The 20,143-nt window shown below is 62.4% G+C and carries 20 protein-coding genes; 15 read left to right on the plus strand and 5 right to left on the minus strand.

Going from position 1 to position 20,143, the window contains the following annotated elements; translation table 11 throughout:
* Window positions 1–221: 221 nt before the first annotated feature.
* The 4 genes from M0808_RS10605 (at window position 222) to M0808_RS10620 (ending at window position 4,557) form a co-directional block, all read left to right on the plus strand.
* Window positions 222–2,129 carry a sigma-54-dependent Fis family transcriptional regulator gene (locus M0808_RS10605; protein ID WP_247841007.1) on the plus strand — a complete coding sequence of 636 codons (1,908 nt, stop codon included), beginning with the start codon at window positions 222–224 and terminating at the stop codon, window positions 2,127–2,129.
* Window positions 2,130–2,286: 157 nt separating this feature from the next.
* Window positions 2,287–3,636 carry a UDP-N-acetylmuramate:L-alanyl-gamma-D-glutamyl-meso-diaminopimelate ligase gene (mpl, locus tag M0808_RS10610; protein WP_098965788.1) on the plus strand — a complete coding sequence of 450 codons (1,350 nt, stop codon included), beginning with the start codon at window positions 2,287–2,289 and terminating at the stop codon, window positions 3,634–3,636.
* On the plus strand, window positions 3,633–4,280 hold the full coding sequence (gene ubiX, locus M0808_RS10615; RefSeq protein WP_134787415.1) for a flavin prenyltransferase UbiX: 648 nt from the start codon (window positions 3,633–3,635) through the stop codon (window positions 4,278–4,280). Before mpl ends, ubiX begins: the two co-directional genes overlap by 4 nt.
* The gene (locus tag M0808_RS10620) at window positions 4,273–4,557 is read left to right on the plus strand and encodes a YceK/YidQ family lipoprotein (RefSeq protein ID WP_096796309.1); all 285 of its coding nucleotides are present in this window, start codon (window positions 4,273–4,275) and stop codon (window positions 4,555–4,557) included. The genes ubiX and M0808_RS10620 overlap by 8 nt, the downstream gene beginning before the upstream one ends.
* Window positions 4,558–4,691: 134 nt before the next feature.
* Here M0808_RS10620 and M0808_RS10625 read toward each other — a convergent pair whose 3' ends face one another.
* The 3 genes from M0808_RS10625 to M0808_RS10635 all read right to left on the minus strand — a co-directional run bounded on the left by M0808_RS10625 (window position 4,692) and on the right by M0808_RS10635 (window position 7,654).
* Window positions 4,692–5,333 (minus strand): oxidoreductase, encoded by a 642-nt coding sequence (locus M0808_RS10625; protein WP_095139170.1) that lies wholly within the window; start codon window positions 5,331–5,333, stop codon window positions 4,692–4,694.
* 27 nt (window positions 5,334–5,360) lie between these two features.
* On the minus strand, window positions 5,361–7,088 hold the full coding sequence (locus M0808_RS10630) for a C13 family peptidase (RefSeq protein WP_135296635.1): 1,728 nt from the start codon (window positions 7,086–7,088) through the stop codon (window positions 5,361–5,363).
* A 110-nt stretch (window positions 7,089–7,198) separates the two neighbouring features.
* Complete coding sequence (locus tag M0808_RS10635) at window positions 7,199–7,654, minus strand: MaoC family dehydratase (protein WP_003228575.1); 456 nt, start codon at window positions 7,652–7,654, stop codon at window positions 7,199–7,201.
* 180 nt (window positions 7,655–7,834) lie between these two features.
* Between M0808_RS10635 and M0808_RS10640 the strand changes: the two genes are divergently transcribed.
* The 3 genes from M0808_RS10640 to M0808_RS10650 are packed head-to-tail and all read left to right on the plus strand — an operon-like array spanning window position 7,835 to window position 9,514.
* Window positions 7,835–8,197: a CidA/LrgA family protein gene (locus tag M0808_RS10640; protein ID WP_095139173.1), complete on the plus strand. Its 363-nt coding sequence runs from the start codon at window positions 7,835–7,837 to the stop codon at window positions 8,195–8,197.
* Entirely contained in the window at window positions 8,197–8,913 is a 717-nt protein-coding gene (locus M0808_RS10645; RefSeq protein WP_027612903.1) for an LrgB family protein, read from the plus strand. Before M0808_RS10640 ends, M0808_RS10645 begins: the two co-directional genes overlap by 1 nt.
* A 10-nt stretch (window positions 8,914–8,923) precedes the next feature.
* Window positions 8,924–9,514, plus strand: a complete 591-nt coding sequence (locus tag M0808_RS10650) for an LON peptidase substrate-binding domain-containing protein (RefSeq protein WP_247841009.1) — start codon at window positions 8,924–8,926, stop codon at window positions 9,512–9,514.
* A gap of 3 nt (window positions 9,515–9,517) precedes the next feature.
* On the opposite strand, the gene M0808_RS10655 is transcribed toward M0808_RS10650, so the two are convergent.
* Window positions 9,518–10,834, minus strand: coding sequence for a bifunctional DedA family/phosphatase PAP2 family protein (locus tag M0808_RS10655; protein WP_223007246.1), 1,317 nt, complete (start codon window positions 10,832–10,834; stop codon window positions 9,518–9,520).
* Between the two features lie 190 nt (window positions 10,835–11,024).
* Window positions 11,025–11,723 (minus strand): DNA-3-methyladenine glycosylase, encoded by a 699-nt coding sequence (locus tag M0808_RS10660; RefSeq protein ID WP_027612901.1) that lies wholly within the window; start codon window positions 11,721–11,723, stop codon window positions 11,025–11,027.
* A 177-nt stretch (window positions 11,724–11,900) separates the two neighbouring features.
* Here M0808_RS10660 and M0808_RS10665 point away from each other — a divergent pair, with 177 nt between their 5' ends.
* The 8 genes from M0808_RS10665 to M0808_RS10700 all read left to right on the plus strand — a co-directional run bounded on the left by M0808_RS10665 (window position 11,901) and on the right by M0808_RS10700 (window position 19,986).
* On the plus strand, window positions 11,901–13,172 hold the full coding sequence (locus tag M0808_RS10665; RefSeq protein WP_027612900.1) for a glutamate-5-semialdehyde dehydrogenase: 1,272 nt from the start codon (window positions 11,901–11,903) through the stop codon (window positions 13,170–13,172).
* On the plus strand, window positions 13,141–13,863 hold the full coding sequence (nadD, locus tag M0808_RS10670) for a nicotinate-nucleotide adenylyltransferase (RefSeq protein ID WP_049827899.1): 723 nt from the start codon (window positions 13,141–13,143) through the stop codon (window positions 13,861–13,863). The genes M0808_RS10665 and nadD overlap by 32 nt, the downstream gene beginning before the upstream one ends.
* Window positions 13,864–13,935: 72 nt before the next feature.
* Entirely contained in the window at window positions 13,936–14,430 is a 495-nt protein-coding gene (gene rsfS / locus M0808_RS10675) for a ribosome silencing factor (protein ID WP_007960601.1), read from the plus strand.
* A gap of 9 nt (window positions 14,431–14,439) precedes the next feature.
* The gene (gene rlmH, locus M0808_RS10680) at window positions 14,440–14,907 is read left to right on the plus strand and encodes a 23S rRNA (pseudouridine(1915)-N(3))-methyltransferase RlmH (protein WP_003185785.1); all 468 of its coding nucleotides are present in this window, start codon (window positions 14,440–14,442) and stop codon (window positions 14,905–14,907) included.
* A gap of 10 nt (window positions 14,908–14,917) precedes the next feature.
* The gene (gene mrdA / locus M0808_RS10685; RefSeq protein WP_027612897.1) at window positions 14,918–16,813 is read left to right on the plus strand and encodes a penicillin-binding protein 2; all 1,896 of its coding nucleotides are present in this window, start codon (window positions 14,918–14,920) and stop codon (window positions 16,811–16,813) included.
* Between the two features lie 31 nt (window positions 16,814–16,844).
* A complete protein-coding gene (rodA, locus tag M0808_RS10690) occupies window positions 16,845–17,948 on the plus strand; it encodes a rod shape-determining protein RodA (protein ID WP_166497270.1) in 1,104 nt (367 codons plus the stop codon).
* 17 nt (window positions 17,949–17,965) lie between these two features.
* The gene (gene mltB, locus M0808_RS10695; protein ID WP_007960589.1) at window positions 17,966–18,976 is read left to right on the plus strand and encodes a lytic murein transglycosylase B; all 1,011 of its coding nucleotides are present in this window, start codon (window positions 17,966–17,968) and stop codon (window positions 18,974–18,976) included.
* Window positions 18,976–19,986: a septal ring lytic transglycosylase RlpA family protein gene (locus tag M0808_RS10700; RefSeq protein ID WP_007960588.1), complete on the plus strand. Its 1,011-nt coding sequence runs from the start codon at window positions 18,976–18,978 to the stop codon at window positions 19,984–19,986. Before mltB ends, M0808_RS10700 begins: the two co-directional genes overlap by 1 nt.
* Window positions 19,987–20,143 lie beyond the last annotated feature (157 nt).

Consider the following 20,143-nt stretch of genomic DNA (forward strand, 5'->3'; position numbering starts at 1 on the left):
GGAGGATGCTGACTGCCAATCGCCCAGATGCACCTTTGTGGTGAGGGGATTTATCCCCGATGGGTTGCGAAGCAGCCCCAATAAAAATTGTGGCGACTCAGATTCACCGCGTATGCCGGATTTACGACTGCTGCGCAGCCGATCGGGGATAAATCCCCTCACCACAAGGTATGTGCCAGCCAATAAAGAGGCGGCACTGATCTCGGGGAGAATAATAAGAAATGCACGATAACCATTTGAGTCGCCATGCCCAGCAGGTTCTCACCGTCAGTCAGGGCAAGCCGCACCTGCACGGGCCCGGTGCCGATCCGTCGATTGCCCGTTCGTGGCTGCGCTGTCTTGAGGACTATCATCTCGATCCGGCCCTGACCATGGCGCCCACCGTGCTTGAGCACGGGCGCGTGCTTGAAAGCCGCGAACGCCTGCAACAGGTGTTGCAGATCGCCGGCAATGAAATGAGCAGCCTGCATCAACAACTGTCGGGCGCCGGTCATGCGGTGCTGTTGACCGACGCGCGCGGGGTGATCCTCAACTGCGTTACCGCACCGGCCGAGCGCAAGATTTTCGAACGTGCCGGTCTCTGGCTCGGCGCCGACTGGAGCGAAGCCTGCGAAGGCACCAACGGCATCGGCACCTGTCTGGTCGAGCGCCAGGCACTGACCATCCATCAGGACGAACACTTTCGCGGCCGCCACACCGGCCTGACCTGCTCGGCGAGCCCGGTGTTCGACCCGCACGGCGAACTGCTGGCGGTGCTCGACGTGTCCTCGGCGCGCCACGATGTCTCGCGGCAGAGCCAGTTCCACACCATGGCGCTGGTCAATCTGTCGGCGAAGATGATCGAGAGCTGCTATTTCCTGCGCTGCTTCGATAACCAATGGCTGCTGCGTTTCCATCTTCAGGCCGAATCCGTCGGTTTGTTCAGCGAAGGGCTGCTGGCGTTTGACGGGGAAGGGCGGATCAGCGCGGTCAACCAGAGCGCGCTGAACCTGCTCGGGCATATTCGCGGAGGCTTGCTCGGCAAGCCGGTGGAAGCGTTCTTCGATTGTTCGCTGGACGAGTTGCTCGGTCGGGCCAGCGCCAATGCCAGCGCCAGTTGGCCGCTGCGCACCCGCGACGGGCGGCATCTGTTTGCCTTGTTGCGCGGCGAATCGCGCAAGCCGGCGCCGATCCTGCCGGCCCCGATCGTGGCCAAGCCGCAAGCGCTGGCGGGCATTTGCCTCGGCGACGCGGCGCTGCAAGCGGATTTCCGCAAGGCGCTGCGGGTGTTCGAACGCGACGTGCCGCTGCTGATCAACGGTGAGACCGGCTCCGGCAAGGAAGCCTTTGCCAAGGCTGTGCATCACGCCAGCCAGCGCGCCAGCAAAGCCTTCGTCGCCCTCAATTGTGCGGCGATCCCGGAAAGCCTGATCGAGAGCGAGCTGTTCGGTTATCGCGGCGGCAGTTTCACCGGCGCGCGCAAGGACGGCATGCGCGGCAAGCTGCAGCAGGCCGATGGCGGCACGTTGTTTCTCGATGAAATCGGTGACATGCCGCTGGCGCTGCAAACCCGGTTGTTGCGAGTGCTGGAAGACCGGCAGGTGGTGCCGATCGGCGGCGAGCCGGAAGCGGTCAACGTGCGGATCATCAGCGCCACTCACCGTAATCTGCTGGAGCGGGTCGAAGGCGGCAGCTTCCGTGAAGATCTGTATTACCGGCTCAATGGGCTGGAGGTCGCGCTGCCGGCGCTGCGTGAGCGTAGCGACAAGTCGCAGTTGCTGGATTTCCTGCTGGCCGAGGAGGCCGGCGGCGAGACAATCGTGATCGACGAACCGGCGCGCCAGGCGTTGCTGGCCTTCAACTGGCCGGGCAACGTTCGGCAGTTGCGCAATGTTCTGCGCACATTGGCGGCATTGTGTGATGAAGGGCGAATCGGGCTGGAGGATTTGCCGGCGATGATTCGGCAGACGCGGCCGGCGCTGGAGCTGAGGTCGGTTGAGTCCGAGCATCCGCTGGAAGACGCTGAACGTCTGGCGTTGCTCGATGTGCTGGAGCAAACGCGCTGGCACATGACCCAGACCGCGCAGCAGCTCGGGGTCAGCCGCAATACCCTCTATAGAAAGCTTCGTAAGCACGCGATCTCCCGTTAAACCGCGTCGCGCCATTCGCGAGCAAGCCCGCTCCCACAGGATCAGCGCCAACCTTGTGGGAGCGGGCTTGCTCGCGAAGGCGTCGGCGCAGGCGAAACACAAGGTGCGATTTTTCCCACCCTACGCTAACCTGCGGCCATGTTTTACGAGGTCGACTATGCACATTCATATTCTGGGTATCTGCGGGACTTTCATGGGCTCGATGGCGGTTCTGGCCAAAGAGCTGGGCCATCACGTGACCGGCTCCGACGCCAACGTCTATCCGCCGATGAGCACGCAGCTTGAGGCCCAGGGCATTCAGTTGACCCAGGGCTACGACCCGGCCCAGCTCGATCCGGCACCGGATCTGGTGGTGATCGGCAACGCCATGTCCCGCGGCAACCCAGCGGTGGAATATGTGCTGAACAAAGGCCTGCCGTACGTCTCCGGCCCACAATGGCTGGCCGATCACGTGCTGCAAGGGCGCTGGGTGCTGGCGGTCGCCGGTACGCACGGCAAGACCACCACCAGCAGCATGCTCGCCTGGGTGCTGGAACATGCCGGGATGAGCCCGGGGTTCCTGATCGGCGGCGTGCCGCAGAACTTCTCGGTGTCCGCACGTCTGGGCGGCACGCCGTTCTTCGTGATCGAGGCCGACGAGTACGACAGCGCGTTTTTCGACAAGCGTTCGAAGTTCGTCCACTACCGTCCGCGCACCGCGATCCTCAACAACCTTGAGTTCGATCACGCCGACATCTTCCCCGATTTGCCGGCGATCGAGCGGCAGTTTCACCACTTGGTGCGGACCATTCCGAGCGAAGGTCTGGTGATCCACCCCACCACCGAACCGGCCTTGCAGCGCGTGATTGAAATGGGCTGCTGGACTCCGGTGCAGACCACCGGCGTCGGCGGTCAGTGGCAGGTCAAGTTGCTCAAGGACGATGGCTCTGCGTTCGAAGTGATGTTCGACGGCGTGTCCCAAGGCACTGTCGAATGGGAGCTGACTGGGCAGCACAACGTCGCCAACGCCCTGGCTGCGCTGGCTGCGGCGCGGCATGTCGGTGTGGTGCCAGCGATGGGCATCGCCGGCTTGAGCGCATTCAAGAACGTCAAACGCCGGATGGAGAAAGTTGCGGAAGTACGCGGCATCACCATCTACGACGACTTCGCCCACCACCCGACCGCGATCGCCACCACACTTGATGGCTTGCGCAAGCGCATCGGCGACGCACCGCTGATCGCGATCATCGAGCCGCGCTCCAACTCGATGAAGCTCGGCGCGCACCGTGACGGTCTGCCGGACAGCGTAGTCGATGCCGATCAGGTGATCTGGTACGCCCCGGCCAACCTCGGTTGGGATCTGGGCGCCACTGCCGCACTGTGCAGCGTGCCATCGATTGTCAGCGATTCGCTGGAAGGCATCATCGAACGCGTGAAGAGCCAGGCCCAGCCCGGCACCCACGTGGTGATCATGAGCAACGGCGGTTTCGGCGGCCTGCACGGCAAACTCGCCGAGGCGCTGCAATGAACACTTTTTCCCAGAGCGGCGGCCCGGAACGCATCACGCTGGCGATGACCGGCGCGTCCGGCGCGCAGTATGGATTGCGCCTGCTCGACTGCCTGGTACGGGAAGATCGCGAAGTGCACTTCCTGATCTCCAAGGCCGCGCAACTGGTGATGGCCACCGAGACCGATGTCACGCTGCCGCCCAAGCCGCAGATGATGCAGGCGTTCCTCACCGAATACACCGGGGCGGCCGCCGGGCAGATCCGCGTGTACGGCAAGGAAGACTGGATGTCGCCGGTAGCTTCGGGCTCCGGCGCACCGGCGGCGATGGTCGTGGTGCCGTGTTCCACGGGTACCTTGTCGGCGATTGCCACGGGCGCGTGCAACAACCTGATCGAGCGCGCGGCGGACGTCACCTTGAAGGAGCGGCGCCAGTTGATTCTGGTGCCGCGCGAGGCACCGTATTCGAGCATTCATCTGGAGCACATGCTCAAGTTGTCGAACATGGGCGTGACCATCCTGCCGGCCTCGCCGGGTTTCTATCACCAGCCGCAGACCATCGACGACCTGATCGATTTCGTCGTGGCGCGGATTCTCAATCTGCTGGGCATTCCACAGGACATGCTGCCGCGTTGGGGCGAGCATCATCTGAGCAGCGATGAATAAGCTGTTGATGATTGCGCTGGCGCTGCAACTGGCCGGCTGCGCCACCGCGCGCACGCTGGATGCCGCCAAGCCGGGGGCGCCGGTGGTGTATTCCGGGACACGCCTGGATTTGTACGCGATGAATGGCGGGTGCTGTGCGATGGACCGCTTCGGGGCTGAAGCGCCGAGTTATCCGGGAGTGGACCTGCCGGCGAGTGCGTTGCTCGATACGCTGTTGTTGCCGTTGTCGTTGCTCACGGTGATCGGCGTGGGGTTTCAGGCGACTGGCGGGTTGTAGGGGAGCGCTGCGCACTCCATTCGCGGGCAAGCCACGCTCCCACAGGGATTGAGTCGTGCGCTAAATCTGTGTTCGCTGAAGACTACTGTGGGAGCGGGCTTGCCCGCGAAGAGGCCAGCCCAGACACCACAAAACTATTTGCCGAGCTTTCGTAGCTCATCCGACTCAACCACCCGCACCCCATCCTGTTCTTCCAGCGCCAGGCGCCACATCGCCCGGGCCAGCTGGCAGGCTTCGATGCCGCGGTACTTGCCGGGAATCAGTTTGGAAAACGGCGCCGCCAGCTGTTCGCCCAGGCGCGGTTCGGTACGATCACCCAGCAACAGCGATGGCCGGCAGATGGTCAGTTGCGGCCAGTCCTGCGCGCGCAACGCCTGCTCCATCTCGCCTTTGACCCGGTTGTAGAAAATCGACGATTTCGGATCGGCGCCCAGCGCGCTGATCACGATCAGGTGCCGCGCGCCCATCTCCCGCGCACGTTTGGCGAAGGCCACCACCATGTCCAGATCCACCGCGCGGAACGCGGCTTCGGAACCGGCCTGTTTGATCGTGGTGCCGAGGCAGCAATAGGCGATATCGACGCGACCACTGAGTTGCGGCAGAAACGCCTGTGGGTCGCCCACCGGGTTTTCCAGGTGCGGATGCTCCGCCAATGGACGACGGGACGGGGCGAGCACGCGGGTGATCGTCGGCTCGTTGAGCAAACGGTCGAGCAGATGCTCACCGGTCAGTCCGGTAGCTCCGGCAAGCAAAACGTGCTGAGGCGTCAAGTACATAGTGTTTCTCCCTTGATACTGTTCAGCTTAGTTGCTGTTTGTTGCTCCGTCGTTCAATGCAGCACTCTGCAACGCTTTTCTGGCCTGCTGTTTACGCAGCAGTTGCCAGTGCGCCAGCACGGTTTTCGGTGCCCAGATCTGTGGTTCCGAGGCTTCGAAGTTATCCGCCAGTTCGCGCTCGGCGACGGTGGCCTTGGCCAGTTTGAAGGCCTGCTCCAGATCGTCGGTCTGGTTCAGGGCCTGAGCGAACAGGGCGTCGCCGAAGTAGGTGAAGTTGGCTTCTTCCGAGCAACCGAACGACACGCGATCGGCACGCGAGGCGGTCATGATCAGTGTGCGCTCATCTTTCAGCGCGGGGATGAAACCGCCGGAATAGCACGATGAGATCACGATCACCTTGTCGCGATTTTTCAGTGGCGCGAGCACGGCGGCGAGTTCGTCGGCGGGCAGGTCGGCCAGCTCCATGCGCGGCTGGTCGAGCACCAGCTCGTGTTCGGCGGTGCCGTGGCTGGTCAGGTAGATGAACACCAGGTCTTCCGGGCCGCTGCGTTCAGCGAGGGTCTGTGCGGCGCGGCGCAGGTTTTCGCGAGTGGCCATCGGCCGGTCGACGAGGTGGTCGCGGTGGTTGACCAGACGAATCTGGCCGTAGGCACCGAAACGTGTGGTGAGCATGTTGGCGACGTAGTCGGACTCGCGCAGGAACACGCTTTGCTTGCCGTCGCCACCGAGGGTCAGGGTGTACAGCTCGACTGCCGGCGTCGAGGCGGGCACGGCGGCCAGCGCGTTATCGAGTAGGCGGCCCTGGGCCAGAAGGCCGAGTTCGAGGGTGTCGGGCAACAGCTTGCCGTCGGCGTCACGTACGCGCTGGCCGTTGATCCAGGTGCCGCTGAGCACGGTGCCGTCGGTCAGCACCAGAGTGCCGCGTCCGGCGTAGCTGTCGCCGTCGAACCCGCCGATGTAGAAGCTGCCGTCAGACAGGTTCAAGCGGCCCTGACCGCTGAAGCGCCAGTCGTTGAAGAAGCCGATGTAATGGCTGCCGTCGGCACCGATCAGTTCGCCCTTGCCGGTCAGCGCACCTTCCTTGAACTGGCCGAGCCACACGTCGCCGTCGGCGTTCTCGTAGCGGCCCTTGCCGTGCAGTTGGCTGTTCTTGAAGCCGCCGACATAGATATCGCCATCGGCACTGTTGAATGTGCCATTGCCTTCGAGCTGGCCGTTGACGAAATGGCCACTGAAGGTGTTGCCGCTAGAGTCGCCGCGCTGTCCTTCGCCGTTGGGTTTGCCGTGCGCGAACTGGCCCTGATAGGAGCTGCCGTCGTCCATTTCCAGACGGCCCAGCCCGGAATACTGGTCAGCCTTGAACTCGCCACGGTAGGTCATGGCGTTTTCTTTGAGCGTGCCTTCGCCATCGCGTCGGCCCTGCTTGAAACCGCCGGTGTAACTGCTGGCGTTGGTGGTCAGGCTGCCCTGGCCATCGAACAGGCCTTGCTGGAACTGGCCGCGATAGACCTCGCCGTTGCTGCCGTGCCACTCGCCCTGGCCATGCCATTGGCCCTTGTCGAACTGCCCGGCGTACCAACTGCCATTGGGGTAGTCGACCCGGCCCTGGCCTTGCAGCAGGCCGTTGACCAGTTCACCGCGATAGCGTCCGCCGTCCGGCAGCCGTGCATCCGGGGGCAACAGCGATTCGCCGTCGCCGCACGCGGTGAGCATCAGGGTCAGGGCAAGGGGTGCAAGAGAAGCGAGTGGGCGCATAGCGGGATCCGGGCAATTAGGCGACCGAGTATGCCGCAGCTATGTGACCTTATACAGCCGGGAAAACAGCGCTGATGCGAAACAGCGTGCGCTGTTTCGCATCCCGTGACTTAAACGAAGCAGAGCGACAACGGTTCGGCGATATAGGCCGGTTTGTCCGAGCCTTCTATCTCAAGCGTCGCGGTGGCCTTGAGCAGCCATTGACCGGGTTTTTTCTCGGTCACTTCGGCCAGATCGACCTTCAGGCGCACTTTTGAATTGACCTTCACCGGCTGGATGAAACGCACGCTGTCCAGACCGTAATTGACCACCATCTTCAGGCCTTGCGGCAGCACGAGGATGTCTTCCATCAGTTTCGGGATCAGCGACAACGACAGGAAACCGTGGGCAATGGTGCTGCCAAAAGGCGTTTGCGCGGCTTTGACCGGATCGACATGGATGAACTGATAATCCCCGGTGGCTTCGGCGAACAGGTTGATGCGCTCCTGATCGATGGTGAGCCATTCGGAACGTCCGAGTTCCTTGCCGACATAATCTTTGAGCTCTGCAACGGGAACATAGGGCATTGAGACTCTCCTTGGGTTCATCGGTTTTATAGTTTTTCAGGTGGGGGATTTGACCGCCCTGCGAACCACTGTAGATCAACATGGCGATTTGCTCCGGTCAACCGACCATGCTTTTGGCGAATGCCGATCCATAGCGCTGCCGTGCTTATAATGCCGAGGACTTGCGGGGGGAGATGTCTGATGTTGTTACGTGGCCTGACCATGCTGGTGCTGTTCCAATTGCTCGGCACGGCACTCAACCATTTGCTGTTGCCGGTGCTGCCGGGGCCGATCATCGGCCTGCTGCTGTTGCTGGTGTTCCTGATCATTCGCGGTGAAGTCGGCGAGCCGCTGAACCTCGCGGCCGGCAGTCTGTTGCGTTATCTGCCGCTGCTGCTGGTGCCGCCGGCGGTGGGCGTGATGGTTTATGCGAGCGACATTGCCGCTGACTTCTGGGCCATTGTCGGCGCGCTGGTGTTGTCGTTGATCCTGTCGATGGCCTTCGCCGGGGTGCTGATGCAACGCCTGGTCAAGCGCCATGCGCCGCACTCGGAGGAGTCGTGATGCTCTTCGATTGGCAAGGCGCCTGGGCTTCGGTGATCCATCATCCGCTGTTCGGCATCGGCATCACCCTCGGTGCCTATCAACTGGTACTGGCGGCGTTCGAGAAAACCCGCTGGATCTTTCTGCAACCGGTGCTGGTCTCGATGCTGGTGGTGATCGGCGTGCTGGTCGGCTGCGGCCTGACCTACGCCGAGTACCGCAAGAGCACCGAAATCCTCAGCATTCTGCTGGGCCCGGCGACGGTGGCGCTGGCGGTGCCGTTGTATCTGAACCTCAAGCGCATCCGCCAATTGTTCTGGCCGATTTTTACTACGCTGGTGATAGGCGGTGTAGTCGCCACGGGCATGGGCGTGTTGCTCGGCTGGTGGTTCGGTGCCGAGCACATGATTCTGATGACCATGGCGCCGAAGTCGGTGACCTCGCCGATTGCCATGCTGGTGGCCGAGCAGATCGGTGGTGTGGCGGCGCTGGCGGCGGTGTTCGTGCTGATCACCGGGGTGATCGGCGCGATCTTCGGCCCGGCGCTGCTGACCCGGCTCGGCGTGCACAGCCCCGAGGCGCGCGGCATGGCGCTGGGCATGACCGCGCACGCGGTCGGCACGTCGGTGGCGTTGCAGGAAAGCGATGAGTGCGGCGCCTTCGCGGCGCTGGCGATGAGTCTGATGGGCGTGGCCACGGCGGTGTTCCTGCCGTTGGCGGTGTCGATGGTGGTGTAAGGAAATGTCTATGAGTCTGCCGCTTTTTCCGCTCAACACAGTGCTGTTCCCCGGCTGCAACCTCGACTTGCAGATCTTCGAGGCGCGCTACCTGGACATGATCGGCCGCTGCATGAAACAGGCCGGCGGTTTCGGCGTGGTGTGCATCCTCGATGGCCATGAAGTCGGCGTCGCGGCAGAAGGCTTTGCCCTGGTCGGCTGCGAAGCGCGGATCACCGATTTCCAGCAACAGGACAACGGTCTGCTCGGGATCCGGGTGCAGGGCGGGCGGCGTTTTCAGGTGTTGCGCACGGAAGTGCAGCGCGATCAGTTGATCCTCGCCGACGTCGAGTGGCTGGACGATGAGCCGGAGCAACCGCTGCAGGACGAAGACGCCGATCTGGTGGCGCTGCTCAAGGCCTTGGCCGAGCACCCGATGGTCGAGGCGTTGAACATGGGCACCGAAGCGTTGGGGCAGCAGTCGCTGGCCAATCAACTGGCGTATCTGCTGCCGTTCGCCGAAGAAGACAAGATCGATCTGCTGCAACTCGACGATCCGCAGCAGCGACTGGATGCGATCCAGGCGCTGCTCGATGAGCTGCAGGGCGAGCTGTTCGCCTGAGTATCAGTAGGCGTAACGCAACATCGTGTCCGGCAGATGCCGCAGAACGAACAGGCTGAACAGCACCAGCAGTGCCGGCAGAATCAGCCACCAGACCTTGAACGGCATGGCATTGAGCGGCGCCTTGCGCTGACTCAGCCACAAGCCCGCCGCACATACGCATGCCGCCAGCATTGCGCCGGCCAGAATATCCGTCGGCCAGTGCGCCCCCAGATAAACCCGTGACAAAGCAATCGACAGCGCCGGAATACAGCCGAGCAGCAGCCAGGTCAGGCGCATGCGCGGCGGTTGGCCGCGACCGGCGAGAACCGCCAGCACCAGAAACAGCGCGAACGAACCGGAGGCATGACCGCTGGGCATGCTGTAGCTGGTCAGCGGATCGGTCAGCACTTCCGGGCGGACCCGGGCGAAAAACTGTTTGGTGACGGTATTGAGGAGCGCGGTGCACAGCAGCACGCCACCGGCAAAGATTGCCTGGCGCCATTGCCGGCACAGCAGCAACAGACCGGTGAGCAGGGCGCTGAACATCAACATATTGCGGAATTCACCGATCAGGGTGAAGGTCACTGCGATTTCATCGAGCATCGGCTGGCGATGTTCCTGCACCAGGGTCATCACGCCCTGGTCGAGGGCGTGCAGATACGGATAGCCAATAAACAGGCCGATCAGAATCAACAGGCTCATGCTGCTGATCCAGATCGTCGCACGGCGATGCTGGCGCAAGCTGCTGTTGACGCTCATGCCGACCATCACCGCAATACTGGCGGCAACGATGCCGGCCTGCAGCCAGAAACCTTCCGGCAGCGGCAAGCGGATCGCCGCGCCGGTGGCCCAACCCGGCAGCAGGTAGGCGACGCTCCAGCCGGCAGCGGCCAGCAGGCTGACGGCGGCGAAACGCGGGAAGGGCATGTCGCACATCCCGGCAACCATCGGCAACATCGGCCGCAACGGGCCGATGAAGCGCCCTACCAGCAGGCTGGCGATGCCGTAACGCTGGAAGTAGGTTTCGGCCCCGGCCATCCATTCCGGATGGTGGCGCAGTCCCGGCAGGCGGCGGATGTTCTGATGGAAATGGCGGCCGAGGAAGTACGAGATCACATCGCCGAGTATCCCGCCGAGAAAGCCCAGCAGCAGGGTTTCACTCAACGACAGTGCGCCGCTACCGGCGAGTACGGCCACGGCAAACAGCAACACCGTGCCGGGCACGATCAGCCCGGCAATTGCCAGGCACTCTACGCAAGCGACGATAAATACCGCAGCCGCCAGCCACTGCGGATTGGCGGCGAGCCACCCGGTCACGCTATCGAGCCATGGGCCCATACACACAACTCCATCAAATCTTCAATAAGTCCCGAAGGCTGTACAAAATTTCAGCAATCACTCAGTACCCCTGTGGGAGCGGGCTTGCTCGCGAATGCGGTGTGTCATCAACGAGCTCGTATCTGACACGCCCTCTTCGCGAGCAAGCCCGCTCCCACAAGGGCGCATTGGGTTCAAAACCTGTGTCACTTCAGGACAGCAAAAAATAATCGCGACCTTCGACCTGGCCCCGACGCAGCGGGTTCCGCGTGCACCACTGGGCATACGCGGCGTCGACGAAGCGGTACATCAGGTGTTCGTCGCGGCCATGGGGGATGCCCAGGCGGGTGGTCTGGATAATCTGGGTCGGCGCCGGCCCGGTGTCTTCCACCAGCATCAGCTCGTGATCGAAACGCTTGGCGTCCCACATCGGCACCTTCAACCCCAGCGCCTTGCACAGCAGCGTCTGCCCGGCGCAAAGCTTTTGCGAAGGACGCGGCCGGCCTTGGGCATCGGGATTGTTCAGCAGCATCTGCGCCAGACTCGCCGGCCCACTGATTTCATCGACCCACGGGTAGGCGGACTTGATCAGCACCGCATTGCCCGGCCCCTGAGCGCTGAAGTTCAGCGAATCGCCACCGCGGGCGTAATACATATAGATGTGCCCGCCATCCAGAAACAAAGCCTTACGTTTTTCCGTATAGCCGAGCGATGCATGACTGCCTTTTTCCGCGCAGTAATAGGCTTCGGTTTCGATGATCCGGGCGCTGAGCCACAGATCGCCGACCCGGTGGCGGATGACTTTGCCGAGCAGATCGCGGGCCAGCACTTGCGCGTCACGGTCGAAAAAAGCGTCCGGGAGGCCCAGTGGCAGGCGCTCGGCGATGGCGCGATCGGTCAGGTTGGACATGGCAAACGGTGTTTATCCAGGCGAAGGAGGTCGTGATGATAACAATCCGCGGCTTAATTACGGCTGAACGTCGGCAAATTGCAGTCCATTTCGACCATCCGCCTGTCACCGCTGTTAGTCCCGGGACGCGACAGCTATAATCTGCCGCTTTCCTCTTTGCCAAGACCCCAGCAGACCATGACTGAGTCCGTTCTTGACTACATGACCCGATTGGGTCGCGCCGCCCGCGAAGCTTCCCGGGTCATCGGCCGTGCCAGCACCGCGCAGAAAAACCGCGCCTTGCAGGCTGCTGCCAATGCGCTGGACGCTGCTCGCGCCGAGCTGGCCGCAGCCAATGAACAGGATCTGGCCGCCGGTCGCGCCAATGGTCTGGAACCAGCCTTGCTGGAGCGCCTGGAACTGACCCCGGCGCGCATCGACGGCATGATCGTCGGACTGCGTCAGGTGGCGGCACTGCCGGATCCGGTCGGTGCGATCCGCGACATGAGCTTTCGCCCGTCCGGGATTCAGGTCGGCAAGATGCGCGTACCGCTGGGCGTGATCGGGATCATCTACGAATCCCGGCCCAATGTGACCATCGACGCCGCCAGCCTGTGCCTGAAGTCTGGTAACGCGACCATCCTGCGCGGTGGCTCCGAGGCGATTCATTCCAACCGCGCGATTGCCGCGTGCATCCAGCGCGGTCTGGCCGAGGCCGAATTGCCGGCAGCCGTGGTGCAAGTGGTCGAAACCACCGACCGTGCCGCCGTCGGCGCGATGATCAGCATGCCCGAGTACGTCGACGTGATCGTGCCGCGCGGTGGCCGTGGCCTGATCGAACGTATCAGCCGTGATGCCCGGGTGCCGGTGATCAAGCACCTGGACGGTATCTGCCACGTATTTGTCAGCGAGCACGCCGATCTGGCCAAAGCCCAGCGCATCGCCTTCAATGCCAAGACTTACCGTTATGGCATCTGCGGCGCGATGGAGACCTTGCTGGTTGATCAAAGTGTTGCGAAGGATTTCCTGCCGTCGATGGCTGCCCAGTTCCGCGAGAAAGGCGTCGAGCTGCGTGGCTGCGAACGCACCCGGGCGATCATCGACGTGGTAGCGGCCAGCGAAGACGACTGGAGCACCGAGTATCTGGCGCCGATCCTGTCGATCCGTGTGGTCGACGGACTGGATCAGGCCATCGAACACATCAACCATTACGGCTCGCATCACACCGACTCGATCGTCAGCGAAAACCTCGCCGACACCCGGCGTTTCGTTGCGGAAGTCGACTCGGCGTCGGTGATGATCAACACCCCGACCTGCTTCGCCGATGGATTCGAATACGGATTGGGTGCCGAGATCGGCATTTCTACTGATAAGCTGCACGCCCGCGGCCCGGTGGGCCTCGAAGGACTGACCTGCGAGAAGTACATCGTGGTCGGTGATGGCCAGTTGCGCGGCCAGGCGACGGTCTGACTTGACCGACCTCGACTTGACAGCGCCGCTGCCTGACGGCGAACTCCGACCCCGGCGCATCGGCGTACTGGGCGGCACGTTCGACCCGGTGCACATCGGCCATTTGCGTGGTGCGCTGGAAGTCGCCGAAGCGCTGCTGCTCGACGAGCTGCGCATGATGCCCAGCGCCCGGCCGCCGCACCGCGATACGCCGCAGGTGTCGGCGCAGGATCGGTTGGCAATGGTTGAGTGCGCGGTGGCCGGAGTGCCGCCGCTGGTGGTGGACGCCCGCGAATTGCAGCGGGACAAGCCGTCTTACACCATTGATACCCTGGAGTTGATGCGTGCCGAAATGGCCGCCGAGACCCAGGTTTTTCTGCTTTTGGGCTGGGACGCATTTTGCGGCCTGCCCACTTGGCACCGCTGGGAAGAGTTGCTCCAGCATTGCCACATCCTGGTGCTACAGCGCCCGGACGCCGACAGCGAACCGCCGGATGCCTTGCGCAACCTGCTGGCAGCGCGTTCGGTGAGCGACCCGCTGGCCCTGAAAGGGCCGAGCGGACAGATTGCATTCGTCTGGCAGACACCGCTCGCGGTTTCCGCCACCCAGATCCGTCAACTGCTGGCCAGCGGTAAGTCGGTACGTTTCCTGGTGCCCGACGCGGTCCTGGCCTACATCGATGCGCACGGTCTGTACCGTGCGTCGAACTGAACAAGGCGTGCTTCACTGATACGAATCCACGTATCGCCAAGCCGCCGAATATACGAGCAAAACGAGTTTTATATGACTGACAAAGACGTAAGCAAAGTTAAGCGCAAAGGCACGTTCAAGAGCGCACCGCTGCCGGAAGTCGCCAACACCAACGAGCCGCTCAAGGGCGACGAGCTGGTCAAGGTTGCCGTGGCAGCCCTGGAAGACGTCAAGGCACAAGACATCCAGATCATCGATGTTCGCGACAAGCAGAGCATCACCGACTACATGATCATCGCCACCGGTACGTCCAATCGCCAGATCAACGCGATGCTGGACAAGGTCCGTGAAGAAGTCAAAAAGCAGGGCGCCAAGCCGCTGGGCGAAGAAGGCAAGGGCGACAGCGACTGGGTGCTGCTCGACCTCGACCTGGTGATCGTGCACATGATGACTGCCTCGGCGCGTCAGTTCTACGACCTGGAGCGCCTGTGGGCCGGTGCCGAGCAAAGCCGTGCGGCAGACGCCAAGCACCACAGCCCGGAAAACACCCACGAGCATTTCACCAAGCTCAACAAAGACCAGCTGTAAGGGATTGCTGTGCGACTGCGACTGATCGCCGTCGGTTCACGCATGCCCAAGTGGGTGGAAGAAGGCTGGCATGAATATGCCAAGCGTCTTCCGTCCGAGCTGGCGCTGGAACTGGTGGAAATTCCGCTCAATACCCGTGGCAAGAACGCCGACGTGGCCCGTTTCATCCGCCAGGAAGGCGAAGCCATGCTGGCCAAGGTCGGGCCGAACGAGCGGATCGTCACGCTGGAAGTCCACGGCAAGCCCTGGAGCACCGAGCAACTGGCGGTCGAACTCGACCGTTGGCGGCTGGATTCGCGCACGGTCAATTTCATGGTCGGTGGCCCCGAAGGGCTGGCGCCGGAAGTCTGTGCCCGCGCCGATCAGCGCTGGTCGTTGTCGCCGCTGACCTTGCCGCACCCGCTGGTGCGGATCCTGATCGGCGAACAGCTGTACCGTGCCTGGACCGTGCTGTCCGGTCACCCTTACCACAAGTAGTCCTGCCCTCATGTCTCAGCCGATCCGCATTAAGGACCACGAAAAGGACGCCCGCCTGGTGCGTAGCCGCGTCGTGTTCGGGGCCATTGCGGTCATGCTGTTGATCTGCGTGCTGATTGCGCGGCTGTACTACTTGCAGGTGATCCAGTACGAGTACCACTCGACGCTCTCGGAAAACAACCGCGTCCATGTGCAGCCGATTCCGCCGACCCGCGGCTTGATCTTCGACCGCAACGGCGTGGTGGTGGCGGACAACCGCCCGAGCTTCAGCCTGAGCATGACCCGCGAGCGTTCCGGCGACTGGCAGCAAGTGCTCGACGTGATCGTCGAAGTGCTGCAACTGACGCCCGAGGACCGGGTGATCTTCGAGAAACGCATGCGTCAGGGGCGTCGGCCATTCGAGCCGGTGCCGATCCTGTTCGAGCTGACCGAAGAGCAGATTGCCCGGATCGCGGTGAACCAGTTCCGCCTGCCTGGGGTGGAAGTGGTCGCGCAACTGGTGCGCCACTACCCGCAGGGCGCGCATTTTGCGCACTCGGTGGGTTACATGGGGCGCATCAACGAGAAAGAGCTGAAGACCCTCGACCCGGTCAACTACAGCGGCACCCACCACATCGGCAAGACCGGCATCGAGCGTTTCTACGAGCCGGAACTGCACGGCCAGGTGGGTTACGAGGAAGTCGAAACCAACGCCCGGGGCCGCGTATTGCGCGTGCTCAAGCGTACCGATCCGATTCCCGGCAAGGACATCGTCCTGAGCCTGGACATCAAACTGCAGGAAGCGGCCGAAGCCGCGCTGGGCGGGCGTCGCGGCGCGGTGGTGGCGCTCGATCCGAAGACTGGCGAAGTGCTGGCGATGGTCAGCCAGCCGAGTTTCGACCCGAACCTGTTCGTCACCGGCATCAGCTTCAAGGCCTATGCCGAACTGCGCGATTCCATCGACCGGCCGCTGTTCAACCGCGTGCTGCGCGGCCTGTACCCGCCGGGTTCGACGATCAAGCCGGCGGTGGCGATTGCCGGTCTCGATTCTGGCGTAGTGACGGCGTCGAGCCGGGTGTTCGACCCCGGTTACTACATGCTGCCCAACTACGATCACAAGTACCGCAACTGGAACCGCACCGGTGACGGCTTCGTCGATCTCGACACGGCGATCATGCGTTCCAACGACACCTACTTCTATGACCTGGCGCACAAGCTGGGCATCGATCGGTTGTCGGCCTACATGAACAAGTTCGGCATCGGCCAGAAGGTCTCGCTGGACATGTTCGAAGAATCCCCCGGCCTGATGCCATCCCGCGAGTGGAAACGCGCGACACGCAAGCAGGCGTGGTTCCCGGGCGAAACCCTGATTCTGGGGATCGGCCAGGGTTATATGCAGTCCACACCGCTGCAACTGGCGCAGGCTACGGCGCTGGTCGCCAACAAAGGCATCTGGAACCGGCCGCACCTGGCCAAGACCATTGAGGGCGCCAAACCGGTAGACGAGAACCCGATGCCGGACATCGTCCTGCGCGATCCGTCGGACTGGACCAAGGTCAACCACGGCATGCAGCAGGTGATGCACGGCGCCCGGGGTACTGCGCGCAAGGCAGCAATCGGTGCGCAATACCGCATCGCCGGCAAGTCCGGTACCGCTCAGGTCGTCGCGATCAAACAAGGTGAAAAATACGACCGCTCCAAGGTTCAGGAACGCCACCGCGACCACGCCTTGTTCGTTGGTTTCGCCCCGGCCGACAACCCGAAAATAGTGGTTTCGGTGATGGTCGAGAACGGTGAGTCCGGCTCCGGTGTCGCCGCGCCAGTGGTGCGTCAGGTCATGGATGCCTGGCTTCTGGATCAGGATGGTCGATTGAAGGCCGAATACGCCGGTCCTATCAGTGCGGAGGCTACGGCCCGTGATGAATAATTTTGATCGCATGCTCTCCAGCGAGGATGTGATGCGTCGCCGGGCGACGCTGCTGCAACGCCTGCATATCGATGGCCCGCTGTTGATCCTGCTGCTGATCCTCGCTGCGGGCAGTCTGTTCGTGCTGTATTCGGCCAGTGGCAAAAGCTGGGATCTGCTGGGCAAACAAGCCACTTCGTTCGGCATCGGCCTGGTGTCGATGATTGTCATCGCCCAGTTCGAGCCACGGTTCATGGCGCGTTGGGTACCGCTCGGTTACGTGATCGGCGTGGTGCTGCTGTTGGTGGTGGACATCATGGGCCACAACGCCATGGGCGCGACGCGCTGGATCAACATCCCCGGGGTGATCCGCTTCCAGCCCTCGGAGTTCATGAAGATTCTGATGCCGGCGACGATTGCCTGGTATCTGTCCAAGCGCACGCTGCCGCCGCAGCTCAAGCACGTCGGCATCAGCCTGATGCTGATCGGTGTGCCGTTCATTCTGATCGTGCGCCAGCCCGACCTCGGTACGTCACTGCTGATTCTGGCCGGCGGCGCGTTCGTGCTGTTCATGGGTGGGCTGCGCTGGCGCTGGATCCTCAGCGTGCTGGCCGCTGCCGTACCGGTGGCGATCGCCATGTGGTTCTTCATCATGCACGACTACCAGAAGCAGCGGATCCTCACGTTCCTCGACCCGGAAAGCGATCCGCTCGGCACCGGCTGGAACATCATCCAGTCGAAAGCCGCGATCGGTTCCGGCGGTGTGTTCGGCAAGGGCTGGCTGCTGGGCACCCAGTCGCACCTGGACTTTTTGCCGGAAAGCCACACCGACTTCATCATCGCCGTACTGGGCGAAGAGTTCGGACTGGTGGGCATCTGCGCGTTGCTGCTGATCTATCTGTTGCTGATCGGTCGCGGCCTGGTGATTACCGCCCAGGCGCAGACGCTGTTCGGCAAATTGCTCGCCGGCGCGCTGACCATGACGTTTTTTGTTTATGTTTTCGTCAACATCGGTATGGTCAGTGGCCTGTTGCCGGTGGTGGGGGTGCCGTTGCCCTTCATTAGCTACGGAGGAACTTCGCTGGTGACACTGCTGTCAGCGTTTGGGGTTTTGATGTCGATTCATACGCATCGCAAGTGGATCGCACAGGTTTGAATAAGGTGAAGAGTTCAATGCAAGTCATGCGCAGCTGGGCGACTCGTTACGCGCCGTGGGTCGGCCTGGTCGGCATCCTTGGCAGCGCGCAGGAAGCGCTGGCCGGCGATTACGAAGGTTCACCGCAGGTGGCCGAATTCGTCGGTGAAATGACCCGCGACTACGGTTTTGCCGGCGAGCAACTGATGGCGGTGTTCCGCGAGGCGCAGCGCAAGCAGGCGATTCTCGACGCCATCTCCAAACCCGCCGAGCGGGTCAAGCAGTGGAAAGAATATCGCCCGATGTTCATCACCGACGCGCGCATCGCCCGTGGTGTGGACTTCTGGCGCCAGCACGAGGCCGTACTGGCCCGTGCCGAGCAGGAATACGGCGTACCGGCACAAGTCATCGTGTCGATCATCGGCGTCGAGACCTTTTTCGGACGTAATACCGGCAATTACCGGGTGATTGATGCATTGTCCACGCTCGGTTTCGACTATCCTCCCCGTGCCGAATTTTTCCGCAAGGAATTGCGTGAGTTCCTGCTGCTGGCCCGTGAAGAACAGGTCGATCCATTGACCCTCAAAGGCTCGTACGCCGGGGCGATGGGCCTGCCGCAATTCATGCCGAGCAGCTTTCGCGCCTATGCGGTGGATTTCGACGGTGACGGTCACATCAATATCTGGACCAATCCGGACGATGCGATCGGCAGCGTGGCCAGTTACTTCAAACGGCATGGCTGGGTCGCCGGGGAACCGGTGGTCAGTCGCGCCGATGTGCGCGGCGAGCAGGTCGATGAAGGCCTGACCACTGGCATCGAGCCGACGAAAACGGTCGGAGAGTTGCGGGCGCTGGGCTGGTCAAGTCATGATGCGCTGCGCGATGATATGCCGGTTACTGCATTTCGCCTCGAAGGCGACAACGGCCCTGAATACTGGATGGGCCTGAAGAATTTCTACGCGATCACGCGTTATAACCGCAGCGTGATGTACGCCATGGCCGTACATCAACTGTCTGAAGAGCTGGTAAAAGCACGGGGCGTCAAGTAATGCGGGCATTGCCTATCAATAAACCCCTGAAGCTGGTGGCTTTCGCTGCGTTGGCGGTGCTGGTCGCCAGCTGTTCGACCAGCCGCGCGCCGACCCAGAAGACTTCGTCCACCGCCGTACGCGCGCAGCCGGGGCTGGACATCAACCGCGCGCACAAAGACGGCGCGCCGTGGTGGGATGTCGATGTTTCGCGGATCCCGGACGCCACGCCGACCCTGCACACCGGCCCGTACAAGGCCAACCCGTACACCGTGCTGGGCAAGACCTATTTCCCGTTGCAGGAATCCAAGACCTACGTCGCCTCGGGCACGGCGTCCTGGTACGGCACCAAGTTCCACGGGCAGAACACCGCCAACGGCGAAGTGTATGACCTGTACGGCATGAGTGCCGCTCACAAGACTCTGCCACTGCCAAGTTACGTTCGGGTGACCAACCTGGACAACAACAAGAGCGTGATCCTGCGGGTCAACGATCGCGGGCCGTTCTATTCGGACCGGATCATCGACTTGTCCTACGCGGCCGCGAAGAAGCTCGGTTATGCCGAAATCGGCACCGCGCGGGTCAAGGTCGAGGGCATCGATCCGCAGCAATGGTGGGCCGCCAAGGGCCGTCCGGCGCCGCTGATGCTCAACGAGCCGCAAGTCGCGCAGAATAGCGCCCCGGTGATCACGGCGTCGGCCGGTACCATCGAGCAGTGGACCCCGCCGCCGCAGCAACATGCCTCTGACACTGTCCCTGTACAGATCAGCGCAAAAAAAAACGCTTCTGCACCAGCGTCTGGCCAGTATCTGCAGGTGGGCGCGTTCGCCAACCCGGACGCTGCAGAACTCCTGAGGTCGAAGCTCAGCGGGATGGTGAGCGCTCCGGTGTTCATCAGCTCGATCGTGCGCAATCAGCAGACCCTGCACCGGGTACGCCTGGGGCCGATCGGGTCGCCGGGTGAGATCGCGCAGGTGCAGAACAGCGTGCGCCTGGCCAATCTCGGCTCGCCGAGCGTGGTCACCGAGTAAGAAACGTAGCACTTGATTGACGGTTCACTTGCGGTTTTGGGGGGTGAACCAGGTTGTTGGCTCGTCGAAGAACAAAAGCCCGGCAAGGGTGACTGGAGTGAGCAACTGAACACGCGATGGCCCGTTAGAAGGCTGTCTGAATAGTTTTGCCTTCGGG

Source organism: Pseudomonas sp. MWU12-3103b, from assembly GCF_023100615.1.
Classification (GTDB): Bacteria; Pseudomonadota; Gammaproteobacteria; order Pseudomonadales; family Pseudomonadaceae; genus Aquipseudomonas; species Aquipseudomonas putida_A.

Excerpts from the sequence above, each read along its gene's own strand:
- M0808_RS10605 (WP_247841007.1), top strand. The coding sequence starts at position 222 with ATGCACGATAACCATTTGAGTCGCCATGCCCAGCAGGTTCTCACCGTC.
- mpl (WP_098965788.1), top strand. The coding sequence starts at position 2,287 with ATGCACATTCATATTCTGGGTATCTGCGGGACTTTCATGGGCTCGATG.
- ubiX (WP_134787415.1), top strand. The coding sequence starts at position 3,633 with ATGAACACTTTTTCCCAGAGCGGCGGCCCGGAACGCATCACGCTGGCG.
- M0808_RS10620 (WP_096796309.1), top strand. The coding sequence starts at position 4,273 with ATGAATAAGCTGTTGATGATTGCGCTGGCGCTGCAACTGGCCGGCTGC.
- M0808_RS10625 (WP_095139170.1), bottom strand. The coding sequence starts at position 5,333 with ATGTACTTGACGCCTCAGCACGTTTTGCTTGCCGGAGCTACCGGACTG.
- M0808_RS10630 (WP_135296635.1), bottom strand. The coding sequence starts at position 7,088 with ATGCGCCCACTCGCTTCTCTTGCACCCCTTGCCCTGACCCTGATGCTC.
- M0808_RS10635 (WP_003228575.1), bottom strand. The coding sequence starts at position 7,654 with ATGCCCTATGTTCCCGTTGCAGAGCTCAAAGATTATGTCGGCAAGGAA.
- M0808_RS10640 (WP_095139173.1), top strand. The coding sequence starts at position 7,835 with ATGTTGTTACGTGGCCTGACCATGCTGGTGCTGTTCCAATTGCTCGGC.
- M0808_RS10645 (WP_027612903.1), top strand. The coding sequence starts at position 8,197 with ATGCTCTTCGATTGGCAAGGCGCCTGGGCTTCGGTGATCCATCATCCG.
- M0808_RS10650 (WP_247841009.1), top strand. The coding sequence starts at position 8,924 with ATGAGTCTGCCGCTTTTTCCGCTCAACACAGTGCTGTTCCCCGGCTGC.
- M0808_RS10655 (WP_223007246.1), bottom strand. The coding sequence starts at position 10,834 with ATGGGCCCATGGCTCGATAGCGTGACCGGGTGGCTCGCCGCCAATCCG.
- M0808_RS10660 (WP_027612901.1), bottom strand. The coding sequence starts at position 11,723 with ATGTCCAACCTGACCGATCGCGCCATCGCCGAGCGCCTGCCACTGGGC.
- M0808_RS10665 (WP_027612900.1), top strand. The coding sequence starts at position 11,901 with ATGACTGAGTCCGTTCTTGACTACATGACCCGATTGGGTCGCGCCGCC.
- nadD (WP_049827899.1), top strand. The coding sequence starts at position 13,141 with ATGGCCAGTTGCGCGGCCAGGCGACGGTCTGACTTGACCGACCTCGAC.
- rsfS (WP_007960601.1), top strand. The coding sequence starts at position 13,936 with ATGACTGACAAAGACGTAAGCAAAGTTAAGCGCAAAGGCACGTTCAAG.
- mrdA (WP_027612897.1), top strand. The coding sequence starts at position 14,918 with ATGTCTCAGCCGATCCGCATTAAGGACCACGAAAAGGACGCCCGCCTG.
- rodA (WP_166497270.1), top strand. The coding sequence starts at position 16,845 with ATGCGTCGCCGGGCGACGCTGCTGCAACGCCTGCATATCGATGGCCCG.
- mltB (WP_007960589.1), top strand. The coding sequence starts at position 17,966 with ATGCAAGTCATGCGCAGCTGGGCGACTCGTTACGCGCCGTGGGTCGGC.
- M0808_RS10700 (WP_007960588.1), top strand. The coding sequence starts at position 18,976 with ATGCGGGCATTGCCTATCAATAAACCCCTGAAGCTGGTGGCTTTCGCT.